The following is a 19,185-nucleotide window of genomic DNA, read 5'->3' on the forward strand; positions in this document are numbered from 1 at the left end:
GGCCCGCAGCGCCCCGTGGTCAATGCGGCGCCTAGTCGTTCTTGGGCTTTCGGTTGCGGGACTTGGGCAGCGTTCGTCCCAACGCCTTAAGCGCTGCATACTCGCGATCGGCATCGGCTTTGCGCTCGGCCTTCCTACGCTCGTCAAACTTCCTGTACTCCGCCTTGGCGCGTTGCTCGGCGCGGTCGTGTCGCACTTGACCGCCGTGCGTGAGCACCAGACGACCAAGCTGATGAAGTTGCCGCTCCAAGAGTTCAGTGGCTTCCGCCATCAGTGTGAGCCGGCCAACGTCCAACTGGTCCTCGAAAATATCGAGCAAGATCGTCGTCAATCGGTTCAGCTCTCTGACTTCTGCGGGGGCCAGGTAGTTCTTAGCGATCACAGCATCCTGTTGCCGGATGTCGGCCTTCGGCCAAACTTGCAGACCCATGTTCGGCGCGGCGGCGTCGGCACGGCCAATCATCGGTTCCGAGGGCGTGCGATTGACGACCGCGTAGAAGAGCTTCGCCTGGGTCTGTCGATAGAATTCTCGGGCGGCGTCCGAGTGAGGATCATAGTCCTGGCACATGGCGCAAATGGAGCGAAGCTCGGCATAGACATTCGCCTCCGATGCGCGAATGTCGCGTATCGCATCTCGCAGTTCAGCGACGCGGTCCTGTTCCCCCGACGCTTTCAGCCGCTCTACATCAACGACGAAGCCCTTTGTCGCGAAGCGAACCAAAATCGCGGTCGCCCACTTTCGGAACAGCGTCGCCTGAGCTGAGCTCACGCGATAGCCGACCGAGATGATCATATCGAGGCTGTAGAGGGTCCCGGGGCGACCGCCACTTGTTTGCATTTTTTGCAAAGAAGTCTCTTCGGTCAGTTCGCCCTCTTCGAGCACATTGGCGATGTGCCTTGAGATAACCGACACATCCCGGCCAAACAGACTGGCCATTTGAGCCTGGGTCATCCAAAGCGCATCACCGTCGTAGCGCAACTCGACGCGCACGCCCTTGTCGGTTCCGTAGACTAGGAACTGATGGCCCGTGTCCGCGTCTTCGAAAACGCGGACTGGATCGTCACTCGAGTCATCGGTCATCGACATTGGTCCGCCCCCGCGCAAAGAGAACGATAGTAGAACACGCGTGACGTCGGCGGCCAAGTCCGTCACGCCCCGCCGCGGTCAATGCGGCGCCGGCGCCGCGCTTGCGAACTTCCAGCGCACCTTGGCGCCGCTCTCGGCCCGGGCCTGGCCGCGCAGCACGATCTGCTGGGCGCGGCGCGGCTTGCCGCCCTGGAAATAGACGCTGGTCTCGATGTCCGCCGACTGCGCGTCGTTGCGCAGCCACCAGCCGTGGTCGTCGTCGCTGGTGCGCAGCAGCACGCTCTTGCCGTCGCGCGCCAGGCTGGCGCTGACGTCGGGATGGACGTGGAAACGCACCTTGAACGGGATGAACCGGCGCCCCGCCTCGCCCATGTCGCCGTCCTTGGCCGCGATCAGCATGTCCTCGCCGCGCAGCTCGTCCGCCGCCAGGTCGAGATAGAGCCGCCGCTCGTGCCGCAGCCCGAACCGCCGGACCCAGCCGTCATGCGCCAGCTCCAGCCACAGCGCCTGCTCGGTCTCGTAACGGCGCGCCTCGACATTTTGATAGGCGCCCACCAGCCGCGGCCCCAGGGCCGAGGCCCGGAACCCGCGCAGCGGCTCGCCGCACGGCTCGTCCGAGATCGACAGCGTCGAGGACGCGTCCACCAGCCGCAGCGCCTGCGGCCCGGCGGCCTCCGGCGACCAGGCGCTGGCGGCGATCAGCCGGCGGCCCTGGGCCAGCACCTCCATGGCCAGCGGCTGGGCGCAGGCGGTGACGCTCCACGGCCCCTGGGCCGGCGGCGCGGCGTCGGCGAAGATCTGCAGGCTGCGGCCTTCCAGCCGGTGATAGCCGTTGCGCGAGGCCGGCGGCCGCGTCCCGCCGCTGGCCTCGGCCGCCTTGGCCGCGGCGACATAGGTCCGGGTTCCGGCCTCGCCGCCCTGCAGTTCGGGCAGCGCGCCGTCGGCCAGGGTGAAGAACCGCACCGCCCCCGACAGCCGGTCGATGGCCCGCATCATCTCTTCCGGCGCCGGGCGCCCGCGCTGCACCAGCGCATCGTCGAGGATCTGCAGGTCGAACAAGAGCTCCAGCGCCGCGCGCGGACAACGGCTCGCATGGCCGCCGTCGGCCGGCACGCTGGCCGGCAGCGCCTTGACCAGCCGCGCCAGCGCCTGCGCCATCAGCTTCTCGCCCGCCTCGCCGGCCAGCGCCGCCCCGGCCAGCGCCGCCACGCTGGCGCGCTCGGCCGCCCGCGCAGGGCCGTCGGACAGCGCCAGCAGGTGCCGCGCCTGCCGCGCCAGGTCCAGCGCGATCAGCCCGGTCTCCATGTCGGAGGCCTTGGCGCAGATGGTCTTGGCTCCGCAGGCCAGGTGCAGCACCCGCCGCTCCAGCACCTCGGGGCTCCAGGAAAACGTGTTCCAGCGTCCGAACACGCCGCGCCAGTCGAGGGTCAGGCGCAGCGCCTCGGCCGCCCCCTCCTCGCCCAGGGCCAGCAGATCGCGCATCCAGTCGAAGCCGTGGAGGCCGACCGCGAAGCCATGGCTGGGGCTGGGCCGGTCCCAGGGGTCGCCGCCTGCGCCGACCTCCATCGCCACCCCCGCGAACAGGAAGCGTCCGCCCAGGATCTTGCGGCCGGTCTCGGGATCGGCCGGGCGCGGGTCCTTCGGCGCGACGGCCAGGCCCTCGGGGCGCGGCCGGGCCAGCAGCCAGCGATGCAGCGCCGACCCCGCCCAGTCGCGGCGGCCCTGGCGCAACACGCCGGCCGCGATGGCCTGACCCCAAAGGCCGGCCGGATGTTGAAAACCTGTCGAGGGCGCAGCCGCCACCCGGTCAGCCGCCCTTCAGCGCGCGGATGTTGTCCGCATACTTGCTGGGGCCGCCCTTGAACACGGCGGTGCCGGCGACCAGCGCGGTCGCCCCGGCCGCAACGCACAGCGGCGCGGTCTCGGGCGTCACGCCGCCGTCGACTTCCAGCTCGATGTGCTTGCCGCTGGCGTCGATCATCTTGCGCAGCGCCTCGATCTTGCGCAGCTGCGAGTGCATGAACTTCTGGCCGCCGAAGCCGGGATTGATCGACATGACCAGGATCAGGTCGATCTCGTCCATCATCCACTGGATCACCGACGGATCGGTCGACGGGTTGAACACCACCCCGGCCTTGGCCCCCAGCTCGCGGATGCGCTTCAGGGTGCGGTTCAGGTGCGGGCCGCTCTCGGGGTGGACGCTGATATAGTCGGCGCCGGCCTCGCGGAACGCTTCCAGGTACGGATCGGCCGGCGCGATCATCAGGTGGACGTCGAAGGGGATCTTCGCGTGCGGGCGCAGGGCCTTCACGATGTCGGGGCCCAGGGTGATGTTCGGCACGAAGTGGCCGTCCATCACATCGACATGCACCCAGTCGGCGCCCGCCGCCTCGATCGCCGCCACTTCTTCGCCGAGCTTGGCGAAGTCGGAGGCCAGGATGGACGGGGCGATGATCGGAGCGGTCATGGTGTTCGACTTAGCCAAGGGTGGAGTTCGGGACAAGGTTGTCTGGGCGACTAAACTTCGCGTCGTAGGCGAGCGGCGTAGAATCCGTCCTGTCCGCCGGGCCGCTGGTGCGGCAGCAGGCGCAGCGTCCCGTCCGCCAGCAGGCTGGCCGCCGGCGCGCCCGCCTCGCCCGGCTGGGCCGGGACGAGCGCGAATTCGGGATGGCGGTGCAGGAAGCCCATGATCTGCGCCTCGCCTTCTTCGGGCTCCAGCGAGCAGACGCAATAGACCAGCCGTCCGCCCGGCTTCACCCGCCGCGCGGCGGAATCGAGCAGCCGGCTCTGCACGCTGGCCAGGGCCGCCACGTCGCTCGGCCGGGCCGCCCACAGCACGTCGGGATGGCGGCGATAGGTGCCGGTGGCGCTGCACGGGGCGTCCAGCAGCACGGCGTCGAAGGTCCGCGCGTCGTCCCATTCGCCGGCGTCGGCGGTGACGATCTCGGCCGCCAGGCCCATGCGATCGAGGTTCTCCTTCACCCGCGTCAGCCGCGCCGCCGACCGGTCCACGGCCACGACCTCGGCCCCCGCCGCCGCCAGTTGCAGCGTCTTGCCGCCGGGCGCCGCGCAGAGGTCCAGCGCGCTCTCGCCGGGCTTCACGTCCAGCAGCCGCGCCGGAACCGCAGCGCTGGCGTCCTGCACCCACCAGGCGCCGTCGCCATAGGCCGGCCAGGCCGCGACATCGCCCTTGCGCGCCGTGCGCAGGGTCGGCCCGTCCAGGATCTCGGCCTCCAGCTCGGCGGCCAGCGCCTGCGCGTCGGCGCCCGCCTTCAATGACAGGTCGGTGGCCGGCTCGTCGGCGATCAGCGCCGCCATGGCCAGCGCCGCCTCCGGCCCGAACGCCGCGCTCCAGCGCGCGAACAGCCAGGGTGGGCAGAGCGCCTCGGGATCGTCCAGCTTCGGCGGCTCGCGCAGCAGCCCGCGCAGCACGCCGTTGACCAGGCCCTTGAAGGCCCGGGTGGAGGAATGGCTGGCCGCCAGGTCGACGCTGGTGGTCACCGCCGCAAAGGCCGGCGTATCCATCACGAAGGCCTGGGTGACGCCGATGCGCAGGATGTTGAGCACGCCCTCCGGCGGCGCCTTGGCCAGCTTGGCGTCCAGCGCCCGCTCGATCGGACCCAGCCGCCGCAGCGTGGCCATGGCCAACGCCATGGCGAAGCCGCGGTCGCGCGGTTCGAGGTTGCGGAAGGCGGGCCGTGTCAGGGCCTCGTCCACACCGGCGCGGCGCGCCAGGGCGGAGGCGAGAATGTCGATGGCGGCCCGGCGAGCGGGCAGGCCGATGTCGCGGTCTTCGGTCACCGGCGGGGCGTGCCCTCATTGGACGCCCGATGCAAGGGGGTGATGACTCTCGCCGGCCCCCGCGTCAGCCGCGCTGAGCCCCGCTGGTGTCGCGGGCCAGCTTCGGCGCGCCGCCCTTCGGCGGCCCGCCGCGCCTGTGCTTGCCCTCGATGAGGGCCCGCACCGGCACGTCGAAATAACGCTCGGCCAGCCAGGCCGACCCCAGCACCACCGGGAAGACGGCGATCCCCGCCCAGGGCGCATAGGTCGCCAGGTTGACCCCCGTCGCGCCCGCCAGCGCCTCGGCCATCCGGTACAGCGGAACGTGCAGCACATAGACCCCGTACGAGATCCCGCCGAGGAACAGGCCGATCTTGGCCAGGCGCGGGCTGGGCTCATACTGGGCCGCGAACCAGATCAGCATCGGGTTGAACACCATCAGCAGGATGAGGTTGAGCGTGGCGAAGCGGCTCTCGCCGATCACATGTTCGTTCACGCCCGGCAGGAAGCTGAGGATCATCAGGCCGATCAGGGACAGGGCCATGAGATTCGACTGCACGACGCGGCCGCCGCCGGCCCGCTCGCGCAGCTTGTAGAGCAGCATGCCGTTGAAGAACCCGAAGGCGGCGCGCGCCCCGCCGCCGAAGAACGTGCCCCACTCCGGACCCAGGTCCATGGTGCTGTGACGCCCGACCAGGAAGGCCAGGATCGCGCCGGAGACGCCGACCGCCACCGCCAGCTGGCGGATCGAGAACCTGTAGGCGAAGAACCCGAAGACCCCGCACATGATGAACTCGAAGAACAGCGTCCAGGCGGGGAAGTTCGCCGGAAACAGCGACTGCTCGGGGTTGTCGGTGATGCCGGGCAGCAGCACCAGGTTGGTGAGGACCGAGAGGACCACCTCGCGGTCCAGATGGTCAGGGCCGAAACGGATATTGACCGCCATGGCCGCCACGCCGATCGCGAACCCGAGGAAGTAAAGCGGGTAGAGCCGGACCAGCCGTTGCCACAGGAACTTGCGCCCGCCGAGCCCTGATTTCAGGCGCTTCTCGTAGGTGTGCATCAGCACGAAGCCGCTTAGGGTAAAGAAGAGATCAACCCCGATGACTGCGCCGACCATGAAGTGGGGCTGCGTTCCCCACATCAGCAACTCGGTGTGGACTGCAATGATCACGAACGCGATCACGCCCCTCAACGCGTGCAGCGTATAGAACTGCTGTGCGCGCATAGCGCCCCCCACTGAACTCAACTCTCGCGCCCCCGGACTAAACGCGCGATGCGACGATACTACCTACATCCGTAAATTTACAGTCGATAACATTTGATAGGCTCAACCTCAGGGTTGGTCGGGGAACTGCTCAATGTGGATTTGCGCCGCGCGGCCGAGAGCGCGCCTAGCGCCGCCGCCGCTGAGGCTCTATCTCCCCCTCATGACCGAGCCGCCCAACGCCGCCCCGGGGAAGGAGCTTTCCCCCGCCGCCCGCCGCGCGCTGGAGGAAGCCGCCGCGCGCCACGCCGCCGAACAGGAGCGCCAGGCCCGCGAGGCCGAGCTCGGCGGCCCCTCCGGACCCGAGCCGACCCGCTTCGGCGATTGGGAACGCAAAGGCATTGCGGTTGATTTCTAAGGCCTGAGGTTCCCGCGTCAGGGGCAAGGCGTCGCCCCATGGGCCGCCACGCCCTAGATTGCGGCGACAAGATCCGAAGGCGGAGACGACGATGCGGCGATCGACCGGCATGATCCTTGGCCTGGCCCTGGCGGCGAGCGCCGGCGCGGCCCACGCCCAACAGGCGCCCGACTACCAACAATGGGGCGACAGCCAGAACGGCGGCTATCGCTACAGCTCCGCCGGCCCCGGCGGCGAAGTCTTCGAGGAAGAGATCCGTCGCCATGCGGTGACCCCGCAGACCGAGGCCTACAGCGAGGCCTACTACGCGCCGCCGCCTTGCTGCGGCGCCGGCGGCTACGAGATCCCCACCTATGGCTACGCCTCGCAGAACTACGGCTGGCCCGGCCAGGGCTGCTGCGCGCGCGGCGGCGGCGAGGTGAGCTACAGCTCCTCGTCCTCCAGCTACACGGGCGGCGTGGGCGGCTATCTCGCCGACGGCGCCTGGCCAGGCGGCTACTGGTCCGGCGGCTACTGGCCGGACGGGCGCTACGCCGGCGTCCGGCGCTGGGACTACGACAGCGGCTGGCGCGACCTGCCTGGCCGCCGGCCGGTCGTCGCGCCGCGCTGACCCGCTAGACCCCGGCCATCTCGGCGGCCACCCGCAGCGCCGCGTCGTGCGGATCGTTGGCGGCGGTGATCGGACGACCGCAGACGATGTGGCTGGCGCCGGCCCGCAGCGCGTCGGCCGGCGTGGCCGCGCGCGCCTGATCGTTCTTCGCCGACCAGTCCGGGCGCACGCCCGGCGTCACCACCAGGAAGTCCTTGCCGCCCAGCTTGCGGGCCAGCTCGGCCTCGTGCGGGCTGGCGATCACCCCGTCGGCGCCAGCGGCGATGGCGTGGTGGATGCGGCGCTCGACCAGCGAGCGGGCCGTCTCGTTGAAGCCCATCTCGATCAGGTCGGCGTCGTGCAGGCTGGTCAGCACGGTGACGCCCAGGATCTTCAGGTTCGAGCGGCCGCGGCCCTGCACGGCGGCCTTCAGCACCTGCGGCTCGGCATGGACCGTGAGGAAGTCGCAGCCGGTGTCGGCCAGCACCGCGGCCGAACGCTGGACGGTGGTGCCGATGTCATGCAGCTTCCAATCGAGGAACACCTGCTTGCCCTGCGCCTTTAGCTCCTGGGCCAGGGCCATCCCGCCGCCGGTGGCGAACAGCTCCAGACCCACCTTGTAGAAGCTTACAGCCTCGCCGACGGTTTCGACCAAGGCCCTGGCCTCGGTCACGGTCGGCACGTCCAGCGGCACGATCAGGCGCGGATCGGCACGCACGGGAGCTTCGATGACGGCCATGACGGCATCCTTCCAGGCAGACGCGCGCAACCGCTGGGGGCGGTCGGCGGATTTGGCGAATTGGGCTAAGACGTCTGCATGAGCCAGTGGGACTTCGCCGTCAACTTTTTCGTCGCGCTGTTCGCGCTGATCGACCCGATCGGGAACGTCCCGCTGTTCGCCGCGGCGACCAACGGCGCGCGGAACCGGGAGGCGCGATTCATCTCGGTCTACATCGCGCTGTTCATGCTCGCCTTCCTGACCTTCTTCTACTTCTCGGGCCTGGCGCTGCTGGAGTTCTTCGGGATCTCCCTGGCCGCCTTCCGCATCGCCGGCGGGGTGATCCTGTTCCTGCTCGGCCTGGAAATGGCCCGCGACGACTTCACCGCCGCCTTCGCCGGCGCCGCCGACGAGGACGCGCCGATCGGCGGCGACCGCGCCCAGGCCCGCCGCCGCTTCGAGCGGATGATCGTCCCGTTCGCCATGCCGCTGCTGATCGGGCCGGGTGCGATCTCGACGGTGGTGATCTACGCCAGCGAGGCCAAGAAGTTCGGCCTCGGCGGCGCGGCGGCCGGCGTGGCGGTGATCACCGCGATCTCGGTCTTCACCATGCTGATCTTCTGGGCGACACCGCTGATCACCCGCCTGCTCGGCAAGATCGGCCTGACCATCGTGGTCCGCGTGCTCGGCCTGATCCTCTGCGCCCTGGCCGTGCAGTTCATCATCGCCGGCATCGCCGAGTCCACCGCCGGGGTGATCCTGCGCGAAGCCGCGGCGCCCTACGCGAAGCCCTAGCGGCGCCTTTCTGCTGGGCGCCGGGCGAAAACCTGCCCATCGCCTGCTCATCGGCAGGCTTTTCGACGTCCTATCGTCAGAAATCGCGGCAACCGGCAGCTTGCCAGTGTGGCCCTGCCGATAGGCGCCGCTCAGACCGTCCCGCGGATGCGCGGTCCCTGCGAGGCCATCAGCGCCAGCGCCCACTCGTCCGGCAGCAGCTTGACCCCCGCCGCGATCGCCTTGTTCGGCGCGCCGGGCACGCAGATCGGCCGGTTGGCCTCGGCCGCCTCGTAGCCGGCGGCGGCCACCTCATCGGCTCCCAGCCACATCCACGGCGGCGCCGCACGGCTGATCTGCTCGCGCGTGTCGTTGACGTCGTGGAACTCCGAATAGGTGAAGCCGGGGCACAGCGCCGAGACGTGGACGCCCTTGTCCAGCGTCTCCAGGTGCAGGCTCTGGGAGGCCTTGATCAGATAGCTCTTCACCGCCCCGTAAAGGGTTGCGCCCGGCGAGCCGGGGATCAGCCCGGCCAGCGAGGCGACATTGACGATCCGGCCGAACCGGCGCTCGGTCATGCCCGACAGCACGCGGTAGGCCAGTTCGGTCGGCGCGGTCAGCATCACCCGCAGGAAGGCCTCGTGCGTCTCCCACGACGACTCAAGAAAGCCGCCCGGCACCCCGTAGCCGGCGTTGTTGACCAGCACGTCGGCCGACCGGCCATGCGCGGTCAGGTGGTCGAGGATCTGGCCGGGCGCCTCCGGTTCGCTGAGGTCGGCGGCGATGGTCAGCGTCTCCACCCCGTGCTTGAGGCGGATCTCCTCGGCCAGCCGCTCCAGGCGGTCGGTCCGGCGGGCGGTCAGGGCCACGTCGTAGCCGTGGCTGGCGTAGATCTTGGCGAAGGCCGCGCCGATCCCGGCCGAGGCTCCCGTCACCAGCGCCAATCTGCGATCCATCTGCGCCCCTTGCGTCCCGAACAGGGCCGAAGGTGGCGAAAGCGGCCACAAGGTCAAGCGCGCGGCGGCGTGACGCGGGCACGTCGCGATTGTACGTTCGCCAGATTGGGTGTAATCGCGCCCGCCGTTGCGGCATCGGGCCGCGCTTGGGAGCCTCTGTCGTGTTCCCGGAGACCTTGAATGGCTGACTCAGCCGCCGTCGCTCCAGAAGCGACCGAGGAATCTCACTCCCACAAGCGGGAAAGCTTCGCCGCCCTGGCCCTGGGGGCGATCGGCGTCGTGTTCGGCGACATCGGCACCAGCCCGCTCTACGCGATGAAGGAAGCGCTGCACCACTCGCGCTCCGGCGGCGCCAGCGAGCTGGCCGTCCTGGGCGTCGTGTCGCTGGTGATCTGGGCGCTGATCCTGATCGTGACGATCAAGTACGTCGTCTTCCTGATGCGGGCCGACAACAAGGGCGAGGGCGGCACCCTGGCCCTGATGGCCCTGGCCCAGCGCAGCCTGCCAAAGCGCTCGGCCTGGGTGTTCTTTCTCGGCGTGATCGGCGCGGCGCTGTTCTACGGCGACGGCATCATCACCCCGGCGATCTCCGTGCTGTCGGCCGTCGAGGGCCTCAAGGAAGCGCCCGGCGTCGGCAACGGAATCGAGCCCTACCTGGTGCCGATCGCGGCCGGCGTGCTGATCGCGCTGTTCATGGTCCAGGCCCGCGGCACCCATCGCGTGGCGGCCTTCTTCGGCCCGATCACGGCGCTGTGGTTCCTCGTGCTCGGCGGCATGGGCCTCTATCACATCTTCGACGACTGGACGATCGTGCGGGCCTTCCTGCCCCACTACGGGATCGTGTTCCTGGTCAACAACGGCTGGGTCGGCTTCGTCATTCTCGGCAGCGTGTTCCTGGCCGTGACCGGGGCCGAGGCCCTCTACGCCGACATGGGACACTTCGGAAAAGGCCCGATCCAAGCTTCCTGGCTGTGGTTCGTCCTGCCGTGTCTGGCGCTGAACTATCTGGGCCAGGGCGCGAATGTGCTCGCCCACCCAGAAGCGCGCTTCAATCCGTTCTGGGAAATGGTCCCGGAGATCGCCTACTGGCCGGTGCTTGTGCTGGCCACCGCCGCGACCGTCATCGCCAGCCAGGCGGTGATCACCGGCGCCTTTTCGATGACCCAGCAGGCCGTGCAACTCGGCCTGTTGCCGCGCATCGACATCCGCCGCACCTCCGAGACCCAGGCCGGCCAGATCTACGTGCCGCAGGTGAACACCTATCTGATGATCGGCGTCCTGGTGCTGCTGTTCACCTTCCAGAACTCATCGTCCCTGGCCGCCGCCTACGGCATCGCGGTGACCGGCGCGATGTTTGTCGACACCCTGCTGTTCTTCGTGATCATCCGCCACATGTGGAAGCGGCCGCTGTGGCAGGCCGCTCTGGGCGCCGGGGCGTTCGGCGTCATCGACCTGGTGTTCATCGGCTCCAACCTGCTGAAGATCCCGGACGGAGCCTGGATGCCTCTCGTGATGGGCGCCTTCCTGGTGCTGATCATGTGGACCTGGACCCGCGGCGCGCAGATCCTGTCGGACAAGACCCGCCGCGACTCCGTGCCTCTGATCGAGCTGTCCGAGATCCTCAAGGCCCGCGCCCCGCACCGCGCGCCGGGCACGGCGATCTTCCTGACCTCGGACCCGGACATCGCGCCCGTCGCCCTGATGCACAACCTCAAGCACAACAAGGTTCTGCACGAAAAGAACATCATCCTCACCGTGGTCACCGCCGAGACCCCGCGGGTGCGCGAAGACGACCGCATCCGCATCGAGCCGGTCAACGACGACTTCAAGAAGGTGTTCATCTCCTACGGCTTCATGGAGAGCCCGAACCTGCCCAAGGCGCTCGGCCTCTGCCGCAAGCTGGGTCTGAAGTTCGACATCATGGCGACCAGCTTCTTCCTCGGCCGCCGCTCGATCATCGCCTCGGCGCAGTCGGGCATGCCGCTCTGGCAGGACAAGATCTTCATTTTCCTCATGAAGAACGCCGCCAATCCGACCGACTTCTACAAGATCCCGCCCGGCCGCGTCGTGGAGCTGGGCACCCAGGTGAGCGTCTAGATGAGTATTCTGAGTATCGCCGCGGACACGCTGTGGATCATCGCCCTGTCGATCATGGCGGGCGGCGCGCGCGTGGCCTGGCGGCGAATGGACGCCAAGACCATGGTGCCGATGATCGGAACCTGGCGGCTGCCGCGCAACCAGGCCCTGATCCTCCCGATCGTGCTGGCCTTCGTCGCCGGGGCGGTCATGCTCTGGGGCCACCGGAGCGCGTCCGACCTGAGCTACAGCATCATCTTCTTCGGCCTGCGCGCGACCCTGGCGGCGGTGATCGCCATGCTGCACTTGCAATGGCTGAAGGGCGCGGTCGCCACGCTCGACTCCGAAGGCGCGCTGAAGCCCTGAGGGCTCAGGGCAGCGGGATCTCGTAGGTCCGCTTGACGGTTTCCATCGGCACGTCGGTCTTGACGCTCTGGACGCTGGGAATGCGCGTCAGATGGTCGGCCTGAAACCGCCAGTAGCTGTTCAGGTCGGCGGTCACGATCCGCAGCAGCGCGTCGCATTCGCCGGTCGTCAGGTAGCATTCCACCACCTCCGGGAACCGCCGGATCGCCTCGGCGAACTGGTGGGTGACCTCGGCGTCCTGGGTCTTGAACCAGACCCGCGCGAACACCGTCAGCCCGACCCCCAGCTTGGCCCCGTCCAGCACCGCCACGTAGCGCTCGATGACGCCGGCTTCCTCAAGCAGACGCACCCTGCGCAGGCAGGGCGAAGGCGAGAGTCCCACCTCGCGGGCGAGTTCTATATTCTGCATGCGGCCGTCGCGCTGCAGGGCGCGAAGGATGCGTCGGTCGATCGCGTCGAGTTTCATTGGCGCCTGGCGCCCCCAGCTATGAGCGAATTGAAATCGCATGCCAATTTCGCGCTCATTGTTGGTGTCTTTGCAATCCAATTGTTTTGATCTTGGCCTAGGGTGCCGATCTTGAATCCGATTTTGGCTTAGGGTGCCGAGCATGACCACGACCACGCCCCCCATCAAAAAAGTCGTCCTCGCCTATTCGGGCGGCCTCGACACCTCGATCATCCTGAAGTGGCTGCAGACCGAGTACGGGGCGGAGGTCGTCACCTTCACCGCCGATCTCGGCCAGGGCGAAGAAATCGAGCCGGCGCGCGCCAAGGCGCTGGCCGCCGGCGTGAAGCCCGAGAACATCTTCATCGAGGACGTGCGCGAGGAGTTCGTGCGCGACTTCGTGTTCCCGATGTTCCGCGCCAACACGGTCTATGAGGGCCAATACCTGCTCGGCACCTCGATCGCCCGGCCGCTGATCGCCAAGCGCCAGATCGAGATCGCCCGCCAGACCGGGGCCGACGCCGTCAGCCACGGCGCCACCGGCAAGGGCAACGACCAGGTCCGCTTCGAGCTCGGCTACTACGCCCTGGAGCCCGACATCCACGTCATCGCCCCCTGGCGCGAGTGGGACTTCAAGTCCCGCGAAGCCCTGCTGGACTTCGCCGAGAAGCACCAGATCCAGATCACCAAGGACAAGCGCGGCGAGGCCCCGTTCAGCGTCGACGCCAACCTGCTGCACTCCTCGTCCGAGGGTAAGGTGCTGGAGGATCCGGCGGTCGAGGCGCCCGAGTTCGTGCACATGCGCACCATCGCGCCGGAGGACGCGCCGGACGAGCCGACCATCTTCACCATGGACTTCGAACACGGCGACCCCGTCGCCATCGACGGCGTGAAGATGAGCCCGGCCACGCTGCTGACCAAGCTCAACCAGCTCGGCCACGACAACGGCGTCGGCCGCCTCGACCTGGTCGAGAACCGCTTCGTCGGCATGAAATCGCGCGGCGTCTACGAGACTCCGGGCGGGACCATCCTGCTGGCCGCCCACCGCGGCATCGAGAGCATCACCCTCGACCGCGGCTCGATGCACCTGAAGGACGAGCTGATGCCGAAGTACGCATCGCTCATCTACAACGGCTTCTGGTTCGCGCCCGAGCGCGAGATGCTGCAGGCCGCCATCGACCTCAGCCAGAAGAACGTCACCGGCCAAGTCCGCGTGAAGCTCTACAAGGGCAATGTCAGCGTCATCGGCCGCACCAGCCCCTACTCGCTCTACGACCAGGATCTGGTCACGTTCGAGGAAGGCAAGGTCGCGTACGACCACCGTGACGCCGCCGGCTTCATCAAGCTCAACGCCCTGCGCCTGCGCGTCGCCGCCAGACGCGACCGTCGGGGCTAAGCCTCGACCTTGTTGTAGGGATACTGGTCGCGGATCTCGTAGGCGAAGAAGCTGCCTTTCGAGTCCGCGTCCAGGAAACTTCGGTGCACTTCGCCGGGCACGCCGACATAGACGTAGCGGTCCCCGTCGTGGAACGTGACGAACAACTTCGCGCGGTTGGCGTCGTAGGAAATCTCGCGGATCGCTTCGGAGTCGACCTGCATGTCGGGGGTCTCCTATCTCCGTGGACACCCCTAAACGCGCAGAGCGGGCGAAAGAGTTCCCCGCCAAGCTGAGCCGTGCCAAGCTCGCCCCCTAACACGGCCGCGTCCGCCGGCCGGAATCAGGGGGAAACATGCAACCGCACAGCTACGTGGCGCTGGTCACGATCGCCGCGCTTCTGACCTATTTCTGGATGGGCCTGCGGGTCGGCCAGGCCCGCGCCAAGAGCGGCGTCGCCGCGCCCGCCATGACCGGCGACCCGATCCTCGAGCGCCACATTCGCGTCCACTACAACACCCTGGAATGGCTGCCGATCTTCCTGGCCGCCATGTGGCTGTTCGCGATCTACTGGAACGACCTGATCGCCGCCGGCCTGGGCGTGGTCTGGATCGTCGGCCGGGTCCTCTATGCGCTGGGCTATGTCGCCGACCCGAAGAAGCGCGAGGCCGGCTTCATGATCCAGCTCGCCGCCACCGCGATCCTGCTGTTCGGCGCCGCCGGGCGGATCATCTGGACCCTCGCCGTCGTCGGCGCCTAGAACAGCACCACGGCCTGCCAGATCGCCAGGCCGGTCACCACGCAACCCACGACCCAAGTCAGCGCCCGGATCGGCATGACCTTGGTCATCCATCCGGCGATCGGGGCGGCCACGACGCCGCCCGCGATCAGGCCCAGCACCGACCACATGTGATCGGCCAGGCCCTCGGTCTTCCAGTGACCTGTCACCAGCGCCGCCAGGAACGCCGCCGACACCGCCGCGGCGACGAACGCCTCGGCGGCGTTGGTGGTGCCGATCGCCTTGCGCGGGTCGGCGCCCGAGCCGAGCAGGGTCGAGGTCACCACCGGCCCCCAGCCGCCGCCGCCGACGGCGTCGAAGAACCCGCCGACCAGGCCCAGCGGCGCCGGCGCCTTCCACGAGAACGGCTTGGGCCGCGCGCCCTTCCAGGCGCGGTAGAGGATGACCAGACCCATCAGGCCGAGCCAGGCCACCACGAACGGCTTGATCTTCTCGCCGTCGATCGAGGTCAGCAGGTAGGTGCCGGCCACACCGCCGACGACCCCGCCCAGCGAAAGCAGCACCAGCAGCCGCCAGTCGATGTTGCGATGGGCGATATGCGAAACGGCCGAAGCCGCGCCGGTGAACACCTTGGCCGCATGGACGCTGGCCGAGGCGCTGGCCGGGGGCACGCCGTTGGCCAGCAGCACCGTCGTCGAGACCACGCCATAGGCCATGCCCAGGGCGCCGTCGACGAGCTGGGCCGCGAAGCCGACCGCCGCATAGAGCCAGAACTCAGGACCCATCGCCCCTCCAAATCGAGCTCCGCAACTCGCAGAGCTTTCCCAGGGAGGCAATGGGGATTACCTCGGGGCGGAGTCAGCATTTCTGCGTTCCTCTCACCCTCGAGCCTCCATGGACCTGCCGGTCGATCCCGCCCGCTACGCCGCCTTTCTGGGGGTGATGGCCGTCATGGCCGTGACGCCCGGCCCGGCCAATCTGTTCGCCATCGCCACCGGCGCCCAGAAGGGCAAGGGCGCGGCCCTGGTCGGGGTGGCGGGCATGAACACCGCGACGCTGGTCTGGTTCGGCGCGGCGGCGCTCGGCCTCGGCGCCCTGATCCTGGCCTTCCCGCAGATCTTTCACCTGCTGGCCTATGCCGGCGCCGCCTACATCGCCTGGTTGGGCGTGAAGTCGCTGATGGGCGCGTTCCGCCACGACGCCAAGCCGGGCCACGGCGCCTTCAAGCAGGGCAAGTCGGCCTTCCTCGACGGCTTCACGGTGCAGATCGCCAACCCCAAGGCGGTGCTGTTCTTCACCGCCGTCCTGCCGCCGTTCCTGGATCCGGCCCGGCCGCTGCCTGCGCAGCTGGCCGCCTTCGCCTGCGCCACCCTCAGCCTCGATATCCTGGCCATGAGCGCCTACGGCCTGGGCGGCGCGGCCCTGGCCGCCAAGATGACCGAGCCACGCTTCGCCAGGGGGTTTGCGATCGCGGTCGGTCTGCTGCTGCTCACCGCGGCGGTCCTCATGGCCCGAAAGGCTGGCGGAGCTTAACAAGCGCAACCATAATTAGGCCCAGGTGTTTTCACCTAGTGCGCCAACTTCCTCGCGGTACGAGGAAATTCGGGTCCAAAAGGTCATGTCACGTAAAACCGCCGCCATCGTCGCCAGCCTGGCTCTCTCGGGTCTATTGGCCGCCTGCACGACCGCCACGCCCTACCAGCCCAACGTCGCCGGCCAGAGCGTTTCGGGCGGCTATTCCGAGCAACAGCTGGAAGCCGACCGCTTCCGCGTCACCTTCGCCGGCAACAGCCTGACCTCGCGCGAGACCGTCGAGGGCTACCTGCTGTACCGCGCCGCCGAGCTGACCGTGCAGCAGGGCTTCGACTGGTTCTCGGTGGTCGATCGCAACACCGAGGCCGACCGCCGCACCTATATCGACCGCGATCCGTTCTACAGCCCCTGGTACGGCCCCAGCTACGGCTACTGGCGCCCGTACTGGCGCTATTACGGCGGCTCGTACGGCTGGCGGACCTGGGACCCCTATTATGGCGACCCCTTCTGGTCGAACAGCATCGACGTGCGCACGGTGACCAAGTTCGAGGCCAGCGCCGAGGTGGTGATGCGCCGCGGCGCCAAGCCGGCCGAAGATCCCAGCGCCTTCGACGCCCGCGCGGTCATGACCAACCTCGGGCCGCGGGTCCTGCGCCCCGTGCCGAAGTAGGGCGCGGCGCTCAGCCCGCCTTCAGCACCGGCGCCTCGGTCCAGTCGTCCAGCGCCCCCATCGGGCCTGGGCGGCCGATCGCATAGCCCTGAACTTCGGCGCAGGCCTCGCCGCGCAGGAATTCCAGCTGCTCTGGCGTTTCCACGCCCTCGGCGGTGACTGGAATGTCCAGGCTGCGGCCCAGGCCCAGCACCGCCCTGACGATGGCGGTGGCCCGCTCGTGCCGGTGGATGTTCTCCACGAAGCTCTTGTCGATCTTGATCTTGTCGAACGGGAACGACTGCAGCGTCGACAGCGACGAGAACCCGGTGCCGAAGTCGTCCATGGCGATCCGCACGCCCAGCGCCTTCAGCCGGCGCAGGTTGTCCAGCGCCCGCTGATAGTCCTTGAACAGGGCGGTCTCGGTGATCTCCAGCTCCAGCCGGCGCGGGGCCAAGCCGGTCTCCAGCAACACCTCGTGAACCACCGCCGCCAGGTTCGCCTGGTGCAGCTGGACCGGCGACAGGTTCACCGCGATCCGCAGCGGCCTGTCCCAGGCCGCCGCATCGGCGCAGGCCTTGCGCAGGACCCACTCGCCCAGCGGCAGGATCAGCCCGCTCTCCTCGGCGACCGGGATGAAGTCGATCGGCGCGACCATGCCGCGGGTCGGGTGGCGCCAGCGCACCAGCGCCTCGAAACCGCAGATCTCGCCGTCCTCGGCCCGGGCCAGCGGCTGGTAGTGCAGCACCAGCTCCTCGTCGAGGATCGCCTGGCGCAGCTCGCGCGCCAGGGTCCGGCGCTCCCGGATCGACTCGTCCATCTCGCGCTTGAAGAAGCGGTAGCTCCCGCGGCCGTCTTCCTTGGCGCGGTACAGCGCCATGTCGGCATTGGCCAGCAGCGCCTCGCCGGTGGCCCCATCGTCGGGATAGAGGCTGACGCCCAGACTGGCGCCGACCTGCAGGTCCTGGTCCGCATAGGTCACAGGCGCGCTCAGAACCTCCAGCAAGGTGGTGCAGAGCTCGGCCGCGGCCGCCGGCTGGTCCTCGACGCCGATCTGCACGACCACGAACTCGTCCCCGCCCAGGCGCGCGGCGAAGGCCGGGGCGACGACCGACTGCTGCAGCCGCCGGGCGGTCTCGGTCAGGATCGCGTCGCCGGCCAGATGGCCGTGCAGGTCGTTGGCTTCCTTGAAGTGGTCCAGGTCGATGCAGATCACCGACAGGCTCTCGCCGGTGACGGCGATACGGTCCATGGCCTGGGCCAGGCGCGCCTGCATCATGTTGCGGTTGGCCAGGCCGGTGAGGCCGTCATGCTCGGCCAGGTAGCGGATCTTTTCCTCGGCCGAGCGCCGCTCGCGCAGGTCGCGGACCGCCAGCACCATCAGGTCGCCCGACCCGCCGCGCTGCGCCTCCAGCATGCGCCCGAAGGCCTCCACCGGGATCTCCTCGCCGCCGCCGCGGGGGCGCAGGCGGCCCTCGCGCCGCGCATCCAGGGCGATGCCGGCGGCGTCGTCCAGGATCAGCAGGTCGCCTTCCAGGCGCTCGCCGATCAGCTCGCCGACGCTGGTCCCCGCCAGGGCGCAGAAGGCGGCGTTGGCGTCCTGGATGCGGTCGCCGCGGACCACCACGATGCCTTCATAGGCGGCGTCCGCCAGGCGGCGGATGCGATTCAGGGCCTGGGCGTTGGCCCCGCCCTCGATCAGCACAGCGCCCAGGCCGCCCAGGATGATCAGGCCGACGATCAGCGCCACCGCCACGGTCATCATCACCGACGACAGCAGCTGCGCCGGGACGTCGATGCTCGGGTCGGGAATGACCGTGATCGCGCCCATGCCCGCAAAGTGCAGGCTGCAGATCGCGATGGTCAGCAGAAGGCCGCCGATCAGCTGTTGCGACAGCAGGCGCGCGTCGCGCGCCACGAACATCGCCGCCAAGGCTACGCCGACGCCCACCAGGACCGACCCGGCGACGATGTTGAGATCCCAGGCCAGCACGCCCTCGGTCACATAGGCGCTCATGCCGGTGTAGTGCATCGCCCCGACCCCGAAGCCGGCCAGCAGCCCGCCCGCGATCTTGCCGGCCCGTCCGGGCGCGAACGCCGCCGCCGCAAAGGCCGCGGCCATGAACACGCCGGCGATCAGCAGCGAGGCCAAGGTGCCCATCGGCAGGAAGCCCGAGCGCAGCCCGGTCTCATAGGACAGCATGGCGATGAAATGGGTCGCCCAGACCGAACAGCCCGCCACGAGACCGGTCAGCAGCACCCAGGCTGCACGCACTCCGTGTCCCGCCGACGTTCGCATCCTTGAGTATAAGCGAAACGCGGTGAAGCAACCGCCGAAGCAAACGAGTCCAGCAACAACAACCAGGCGCAGATCATGCTCTGTCGCAAGGCAAGTTAATACTTTGAACACTTTAAAAGGAGCCCCGACGGGTGAAATCAGGGCGCGCTTTTAGGAAATCGGGGTAAATAAACC

The 19,185-nt window shown here is 68.7% G+C and carries 20 protein-coding genes; 9 read left to right on the plus strand and 11 right to left on the minus strand.

Annotation, left to right across the window (positions count from 1 at the left end):
* Positions 1-31: 31 nt before the first annotated feature.
* The 5 genes from rhuM to ASC79_RS06930 all read right to left on the minus strand — a co-directional run bounded on the left by rhuM (position 32) and on the right by ASC79_RS06930 (position 6,095).
* Positions 32-1,087, minus strand: coding sequence for a RhuM family protein (rhuM, locus tag ASC79_RS06910; protein ID WP_056024256.1), 1,056 nt, complete (start codon positions 1,085-1,087; stop codon positions 32-34).
* 78 nt (positions 1,088-1,165) lie between these two features.
* Positions 1,166-2,890, minus strand: coding sequence for a heparinase II/III family protein (locus tag ASC79_RS06915; RefSeq protein ID WP_056024253.1), 1,725 nt, complete (start codon positions 2,888-2,890; stop codon positions 1,166-1,168).
* Positions 2,891-2,894: 4 nt separating this feature from the next.
* A complete protein-coding gene (gene rpe, locus ASC79_RS06920; protein ID WP_056024250.1) occupies positions 2,895-3,554 on the minus strand; it encodes a ribulose-phosphate 3-epimerase in 660 nt (219 codons plus the stop codon).
* Positions 3,555-3,604: 50 nt separating this feature from the next.
* Positions 3,605-4,888 (minus strand): RsmB/NOP family class I SAM-dependent RNA methyltransferase, encoded by a 1,284-nt coding sequence (locus ASC79_RS06925; protein ID WP_056024247.1) that lies wholly within the window; start codon positions 4,886-4,888, stop codon positions 3,605-3,607.
* A gap of 64 nt (positions 4,889-4,952) precedes the next feature.
* Positions 4,953-6,095 carry an acyltransferase gene (locus ASC79_RS06930; RefSeq protein WP_056024244.1) on the minus strand — a complete coding sequence of 381 codons (1,143 nt, stop codon included), beginning with the start codon at positions 6,093-6,095 and terminating at the stop codon, positions 4,953-4,955.
* A 202-nt stretch (positions 6,096-6,297) separates the two neighbouring features.
* Here ASC79_RS06930 and ASC79_RS06935 point away from each other — a divergent pair, with 202 nt between their 5' ends.
* Together ASC79_RS06935 and ASC79_RS06940 are read left to right on the plus strand one after the other, a co-directional pair.
* Positions 6,298-6,492 (plus strand): DUF1674 domain-containing protein, encoded by a 195-nt coding sequence (locus tag ASC79_RS06935; RefSeq protein ID WP_056024242.1) that lies wholly within the window; start codon positions 6,298-6,300, stop codon positions 6,490-6,492.
* A 91-nt stretch (positions 6,493-6,583) separates the two neighbouring features.
* The gene (locus ASC79_RS06940) at positions 6,584-7,102 is read left to right on the plus strand and encodes a hypothetical protein (protein WP_056024239.1); all 519 of its coding nucleotides are present in this window, start codon (positions 6,584-6,586) and stop codon (positions 7,100-7,102) included.
* Between the two features lie 4 nt (positions 7,103-7,106).
* On the opposite strand, the gene pyrF is transcribed toward ASC79_RS06940, so the two are convergent.
* On the minus strand, positions 7,107-7,799 hold the full coding sequence (gene pyrF / locus ASC79_RS06945; protein WP_056025120.1) for an orotidine-5'-phosphate decarboxylase: 693 nt from the start codon (positions 7,797-7,799) through the stop codon (positions 7,107-7,109).
* A gap of 99 nt (positions 7,800-7,898) precedes the next feature.
* On the opposite strand from pyrF, the gene ASC79_RS06950 reads away from it, so the two are divergent.
* The gene (locus ASC79_RS06950; RefSeq protein WP_056024236.1) at positions 7,899-8,594 is read left to right on the plus strand and encodes a MarC family protein; all 696 of its coding nucleotides are present in this window, start codon (positions 7,899-7,901) and stop codon (positions 8,592-8,594) included.
* Between the two features lie 131 nt (positions 8,595-8,725).
* On the opposite strand, the gene ASC79_RS06955 is transcribed toward ASC79_RS06950, so the two are convergent.
* A complete protein-coding gene (locus tag ASC79_RS06955) occupies positions 8,726-9,529 on the minus strand; it encodes an SDR family oxidoreductase (RefSeq protein ID WP_056024233.1) in 804 nt (267 codons plus the stop codon).
* 180 nt (positions 9,530-9,709) lie between these two features.
* Between ASC79_RS06955 and ASC79_RS06960 the strand changes: the two genes are divergently transcribed.
* Positions 9,710-11,626, plus strand: a complete 1,917-nt coding sequence (locus tag ASC79_RS06960) for a potassium transporter Kup (protein WP_056024230.1) — start codon at positions 9,710-9,712, stop codon at positions 11,624-11,626.
* Positions 11,627-11,971, plus strand: a complete 345-nt coding sequence (locus ASC79_RS06965) for a hypothetical protein (protein WP_056024226.1) — start codon at positions 11,627-11,629, stop codon at positions 11,969-11,971.
* 4 nt (positions 11,972-11,975) lie between these two features.
* Here the strand turns inward: ASC79_RS06965 and ASC79_RS06970 are convergent, their stop codons facing one another.
* A complete protein-coding gene (locus tag ASC79_RS06970; RefSeq protein WP_200937083.1) occupies positions 11,976-12,437 on the minus strand; it encodes an Lrp/AsnC family transcriptional regulator in 462 nt (153 codons plus the stop codon).
* Between the two features lie 142 nt (positions 12,438-12,579).
* Here ASC79_RS06970 and ASC79_RS06975 point away from each other — a divergent pair, with 142 nt between their 5' ends.
* Positions 12,580-13,812 carry an argininosuccinate synthase gene (locus tag ASC79_RS06975; protein WP_056024224.1) on the plus strand — a complete coding sequence of 411 codons (1,233 nt, stop codon included), beginning with the start codon at positions 12,580-12,582 and terminating at the stop codon, positions 13,810-13,812.
* On the opposite strand, the gene ASC79_RS06980 is transcribed toward ASC79_RS06975, so the two are convergent.
* Positions 13,809-14,015 carry a KTSC domain-containing protein gene (locus ASC79_RS06980; RefSeq protein WP_056024221.1) on the minus strand — a complete coding sequence of 69 codons (207 nt, stop codon included), beginning with the start codon at positions 14,013-14,015 and terminating at the stop codon, positions 13,809-13,811. The two genes, ASC79_RS06975 and ASC79_RS06980, sit on opposite strands and share 4 nt — an antisense overlap.
* 131 nt (positions 14,016-14,146) lie before the next feature.
* Here ASC79_RS06980 and ASC79_RS06985 point away from each other — a divergent pair, with 131 nt between their 5' ends.
* Entirely contained in the window at positions 14,147-14,551 is a 405-nt protein-coding gene (locus ASC79_RS06985) for an MAPEG family protein (RefSeq protein ID WP_056024218.1), read from the plus strand.
* On the opposite strand, the gene ASC79_RS06990 is transcribed toward ASC79_RS06985, so the two are convergent.
* Positions 14,548-15,315 (minus strand): sulfite exporter TauE/SafE family protein, encoded by a 768-nt coding sequence (locus ASC79_RS06990; RefSeq protein ID WP_056024215.1) that lies wholly within the window; start codon positions 15,313-15,315, stop codon positions 14,548-14,550. The two genes, ASC79_RS06985 and ASC79_RS06990, sit on opposite strands and share 4 nt — an antisense overlap.
* Positions 15,316-15,424: 109 nt before the next feature.
* Here ASC79_RS06990 and ASC79_RS06995 point away from each other — a divergent pair, with 109 nt between their 5' ends.
* Positions 15,425-16,063: a LysE family translocator gene (locus ASC79_RS06995; protein WP_056024212.1), complete on the plus strand. Its 639-nt coding sequence runs from the start codon at positions 15,425-15,427 to the stop codon at positions 16,061-16,063.
* Between the two features lie 85 nt (positions 16,064-16,148).
* Complete coding sequence (locus ASC79_RS07000) at positions 16,149-16,733, plus strand: hypothetical protein (RefSeq protein ID WP_156378446.1); 585 nt, start codon at positions 16,149-16,151, stop codon at positions 16,731-16,733.
* A gap of 10 nt (positions 16,734-16,743) precedes the next feature.
* Here ASC79_RS07000 and ASC79_RS07005 read toward each other — a convergent pair whose 3' ends face one another.
* Complete coding sequence (locus ASC79_RS07005; RefSeq protein ID WP_056024206.1) at positions 16,744-19,122, minus strand: EAL domain-containing protein; 2,379 nt, start codon at positions 19,120-19,122, stop codon at positions 16,744-16,746.
* Positions 19,123-19,185 lie beyond the last annotated feature (63 nt).

The organism is Phenylobacterium sp. Root1290 (genome assembly GCF_001425305.1).
GTDB lineage: Bacteria > Pseudomonadota > Alphaproteobacteria > Caulobacterales > Caulobacteraceae > Phenylobacterium.

Excerpts from the sequence above, each read along its gene's own strand:
- rhuM (WP_056024256.1), bottom strand. The coding sequence starts at position 1,087 with ATGTCGATGACCGATGACTCGAGTGACGATCCAGTCCGCGTTTTCGAA.
- rpe (WP_056024250.1), bottom strand. The coding sequence starts at position 3,554 with ATGACCGCTCCGATCATCGCCCCGTCCATCCTGGCCTCCGACTTCGCC.
- ASC79_RS06930 (WP_056024244.1), bottom strand. The coding sequence starts at position 6,095 with ATGCGCGCACAGCAGTTCTATACGCTGCACGCGTTGAGGGGCGTGATC.
- ASC79_RS06935 (WP_056024242.1), top strand. The coding sequence starts at position 6,298 with ATGACCGAGCCGCCCAACGCCGCCCCGGGGAAGGAGCTTTCCCCCGCC.
- ASC79_RS06940 (WP_056024239.1), top strand. The coding sequence starts at position 6,584 with ATGCGGCGATCGACCGGCATGATCCTTGGCCTGGCCCTGGCGGCGAGC.
- ASC79_RS06950 (WP_056024236.1), top strand. The coding sequence starts at position 7,899 with ATGAGCCAGTGGGACTTCGCCGTCAACTTTTTCGTCGCGCTGTTCGCG.
- ASC79_RS06955 (WP_056024233.1), bottom strand. The coding sequence starts at position 9,529 with ATGGATCGCAGATTGGCGCTGGTGACGGGAGCCTCGGCCGGGATCGGC.
- ASC79_RS06960 (WP_056024230.1), top strand. The coding sequence starts at position 9,710 with ATGGCTGACTCAGCCGCCGTCGCTCCAGAAGCGACCGAGGAATCTCAC.
- ASC79_RS06965 (WP_056024226.1), top strand. The coding sequence starts at position 11,627 with ATGAGTATTCTGAGTATCGCCGCGGACACGCTGTGGATCATCGCCCTG.
- ASC79_RS06970 (WP_200937083.1), bottom strand. The coding sequence starts at position 12,437 with ATGAAACTCGACGCGATCGACCGACGCATCCTTCGCGCCCTGCAGCGC.
- ASC79_RS06975 (WP_056024224.1), top strand. The coding sequence starts at position 12,580 with ATGACCACGACCACGCCCCCCATCAAAAAAGTCGTCCTCGCCTATTCG.
- ASC79_RS06980 (WP_056024221.1), bottom strand. The coding sequence starts at position 14,015 with ATGCAGGTCGACTCCGAAGCGATCCGCGAGATTTCCTACGACGCCAAC.
- ASC79_RS06985 (WP_056024218.1), top strand. The coding sequence starts at position 14,147 with ATGCAACCGCACAGCTACGTGGCGCTGGTCACGATCGCCGCGCTTCTG.
- ASC79_RS06990 (WP_056024215.1), bottom strand. The coding sequence starts at position 15,315 with ATGGGTCCTGAGTTCTGGCTCTATGCGGCGGTCGGCTTCGCGGCCCAG.
- ASC79_RS06995 (WP_056024212.1), top strand. The coding sequence starts at position 15,425 with ATGGACCTGCCGGTCGATCCCGCCCGCTACGCCGCCTTTCTGGGGGTG.
- ASC79_RS07000 (WP_156378446.1), top strand. The coding sequence starts at position 16,149 with ATGTCACGTAAAACCGCCGCCATCGTCGCCAGCCTGGCTCTCTCGGGT.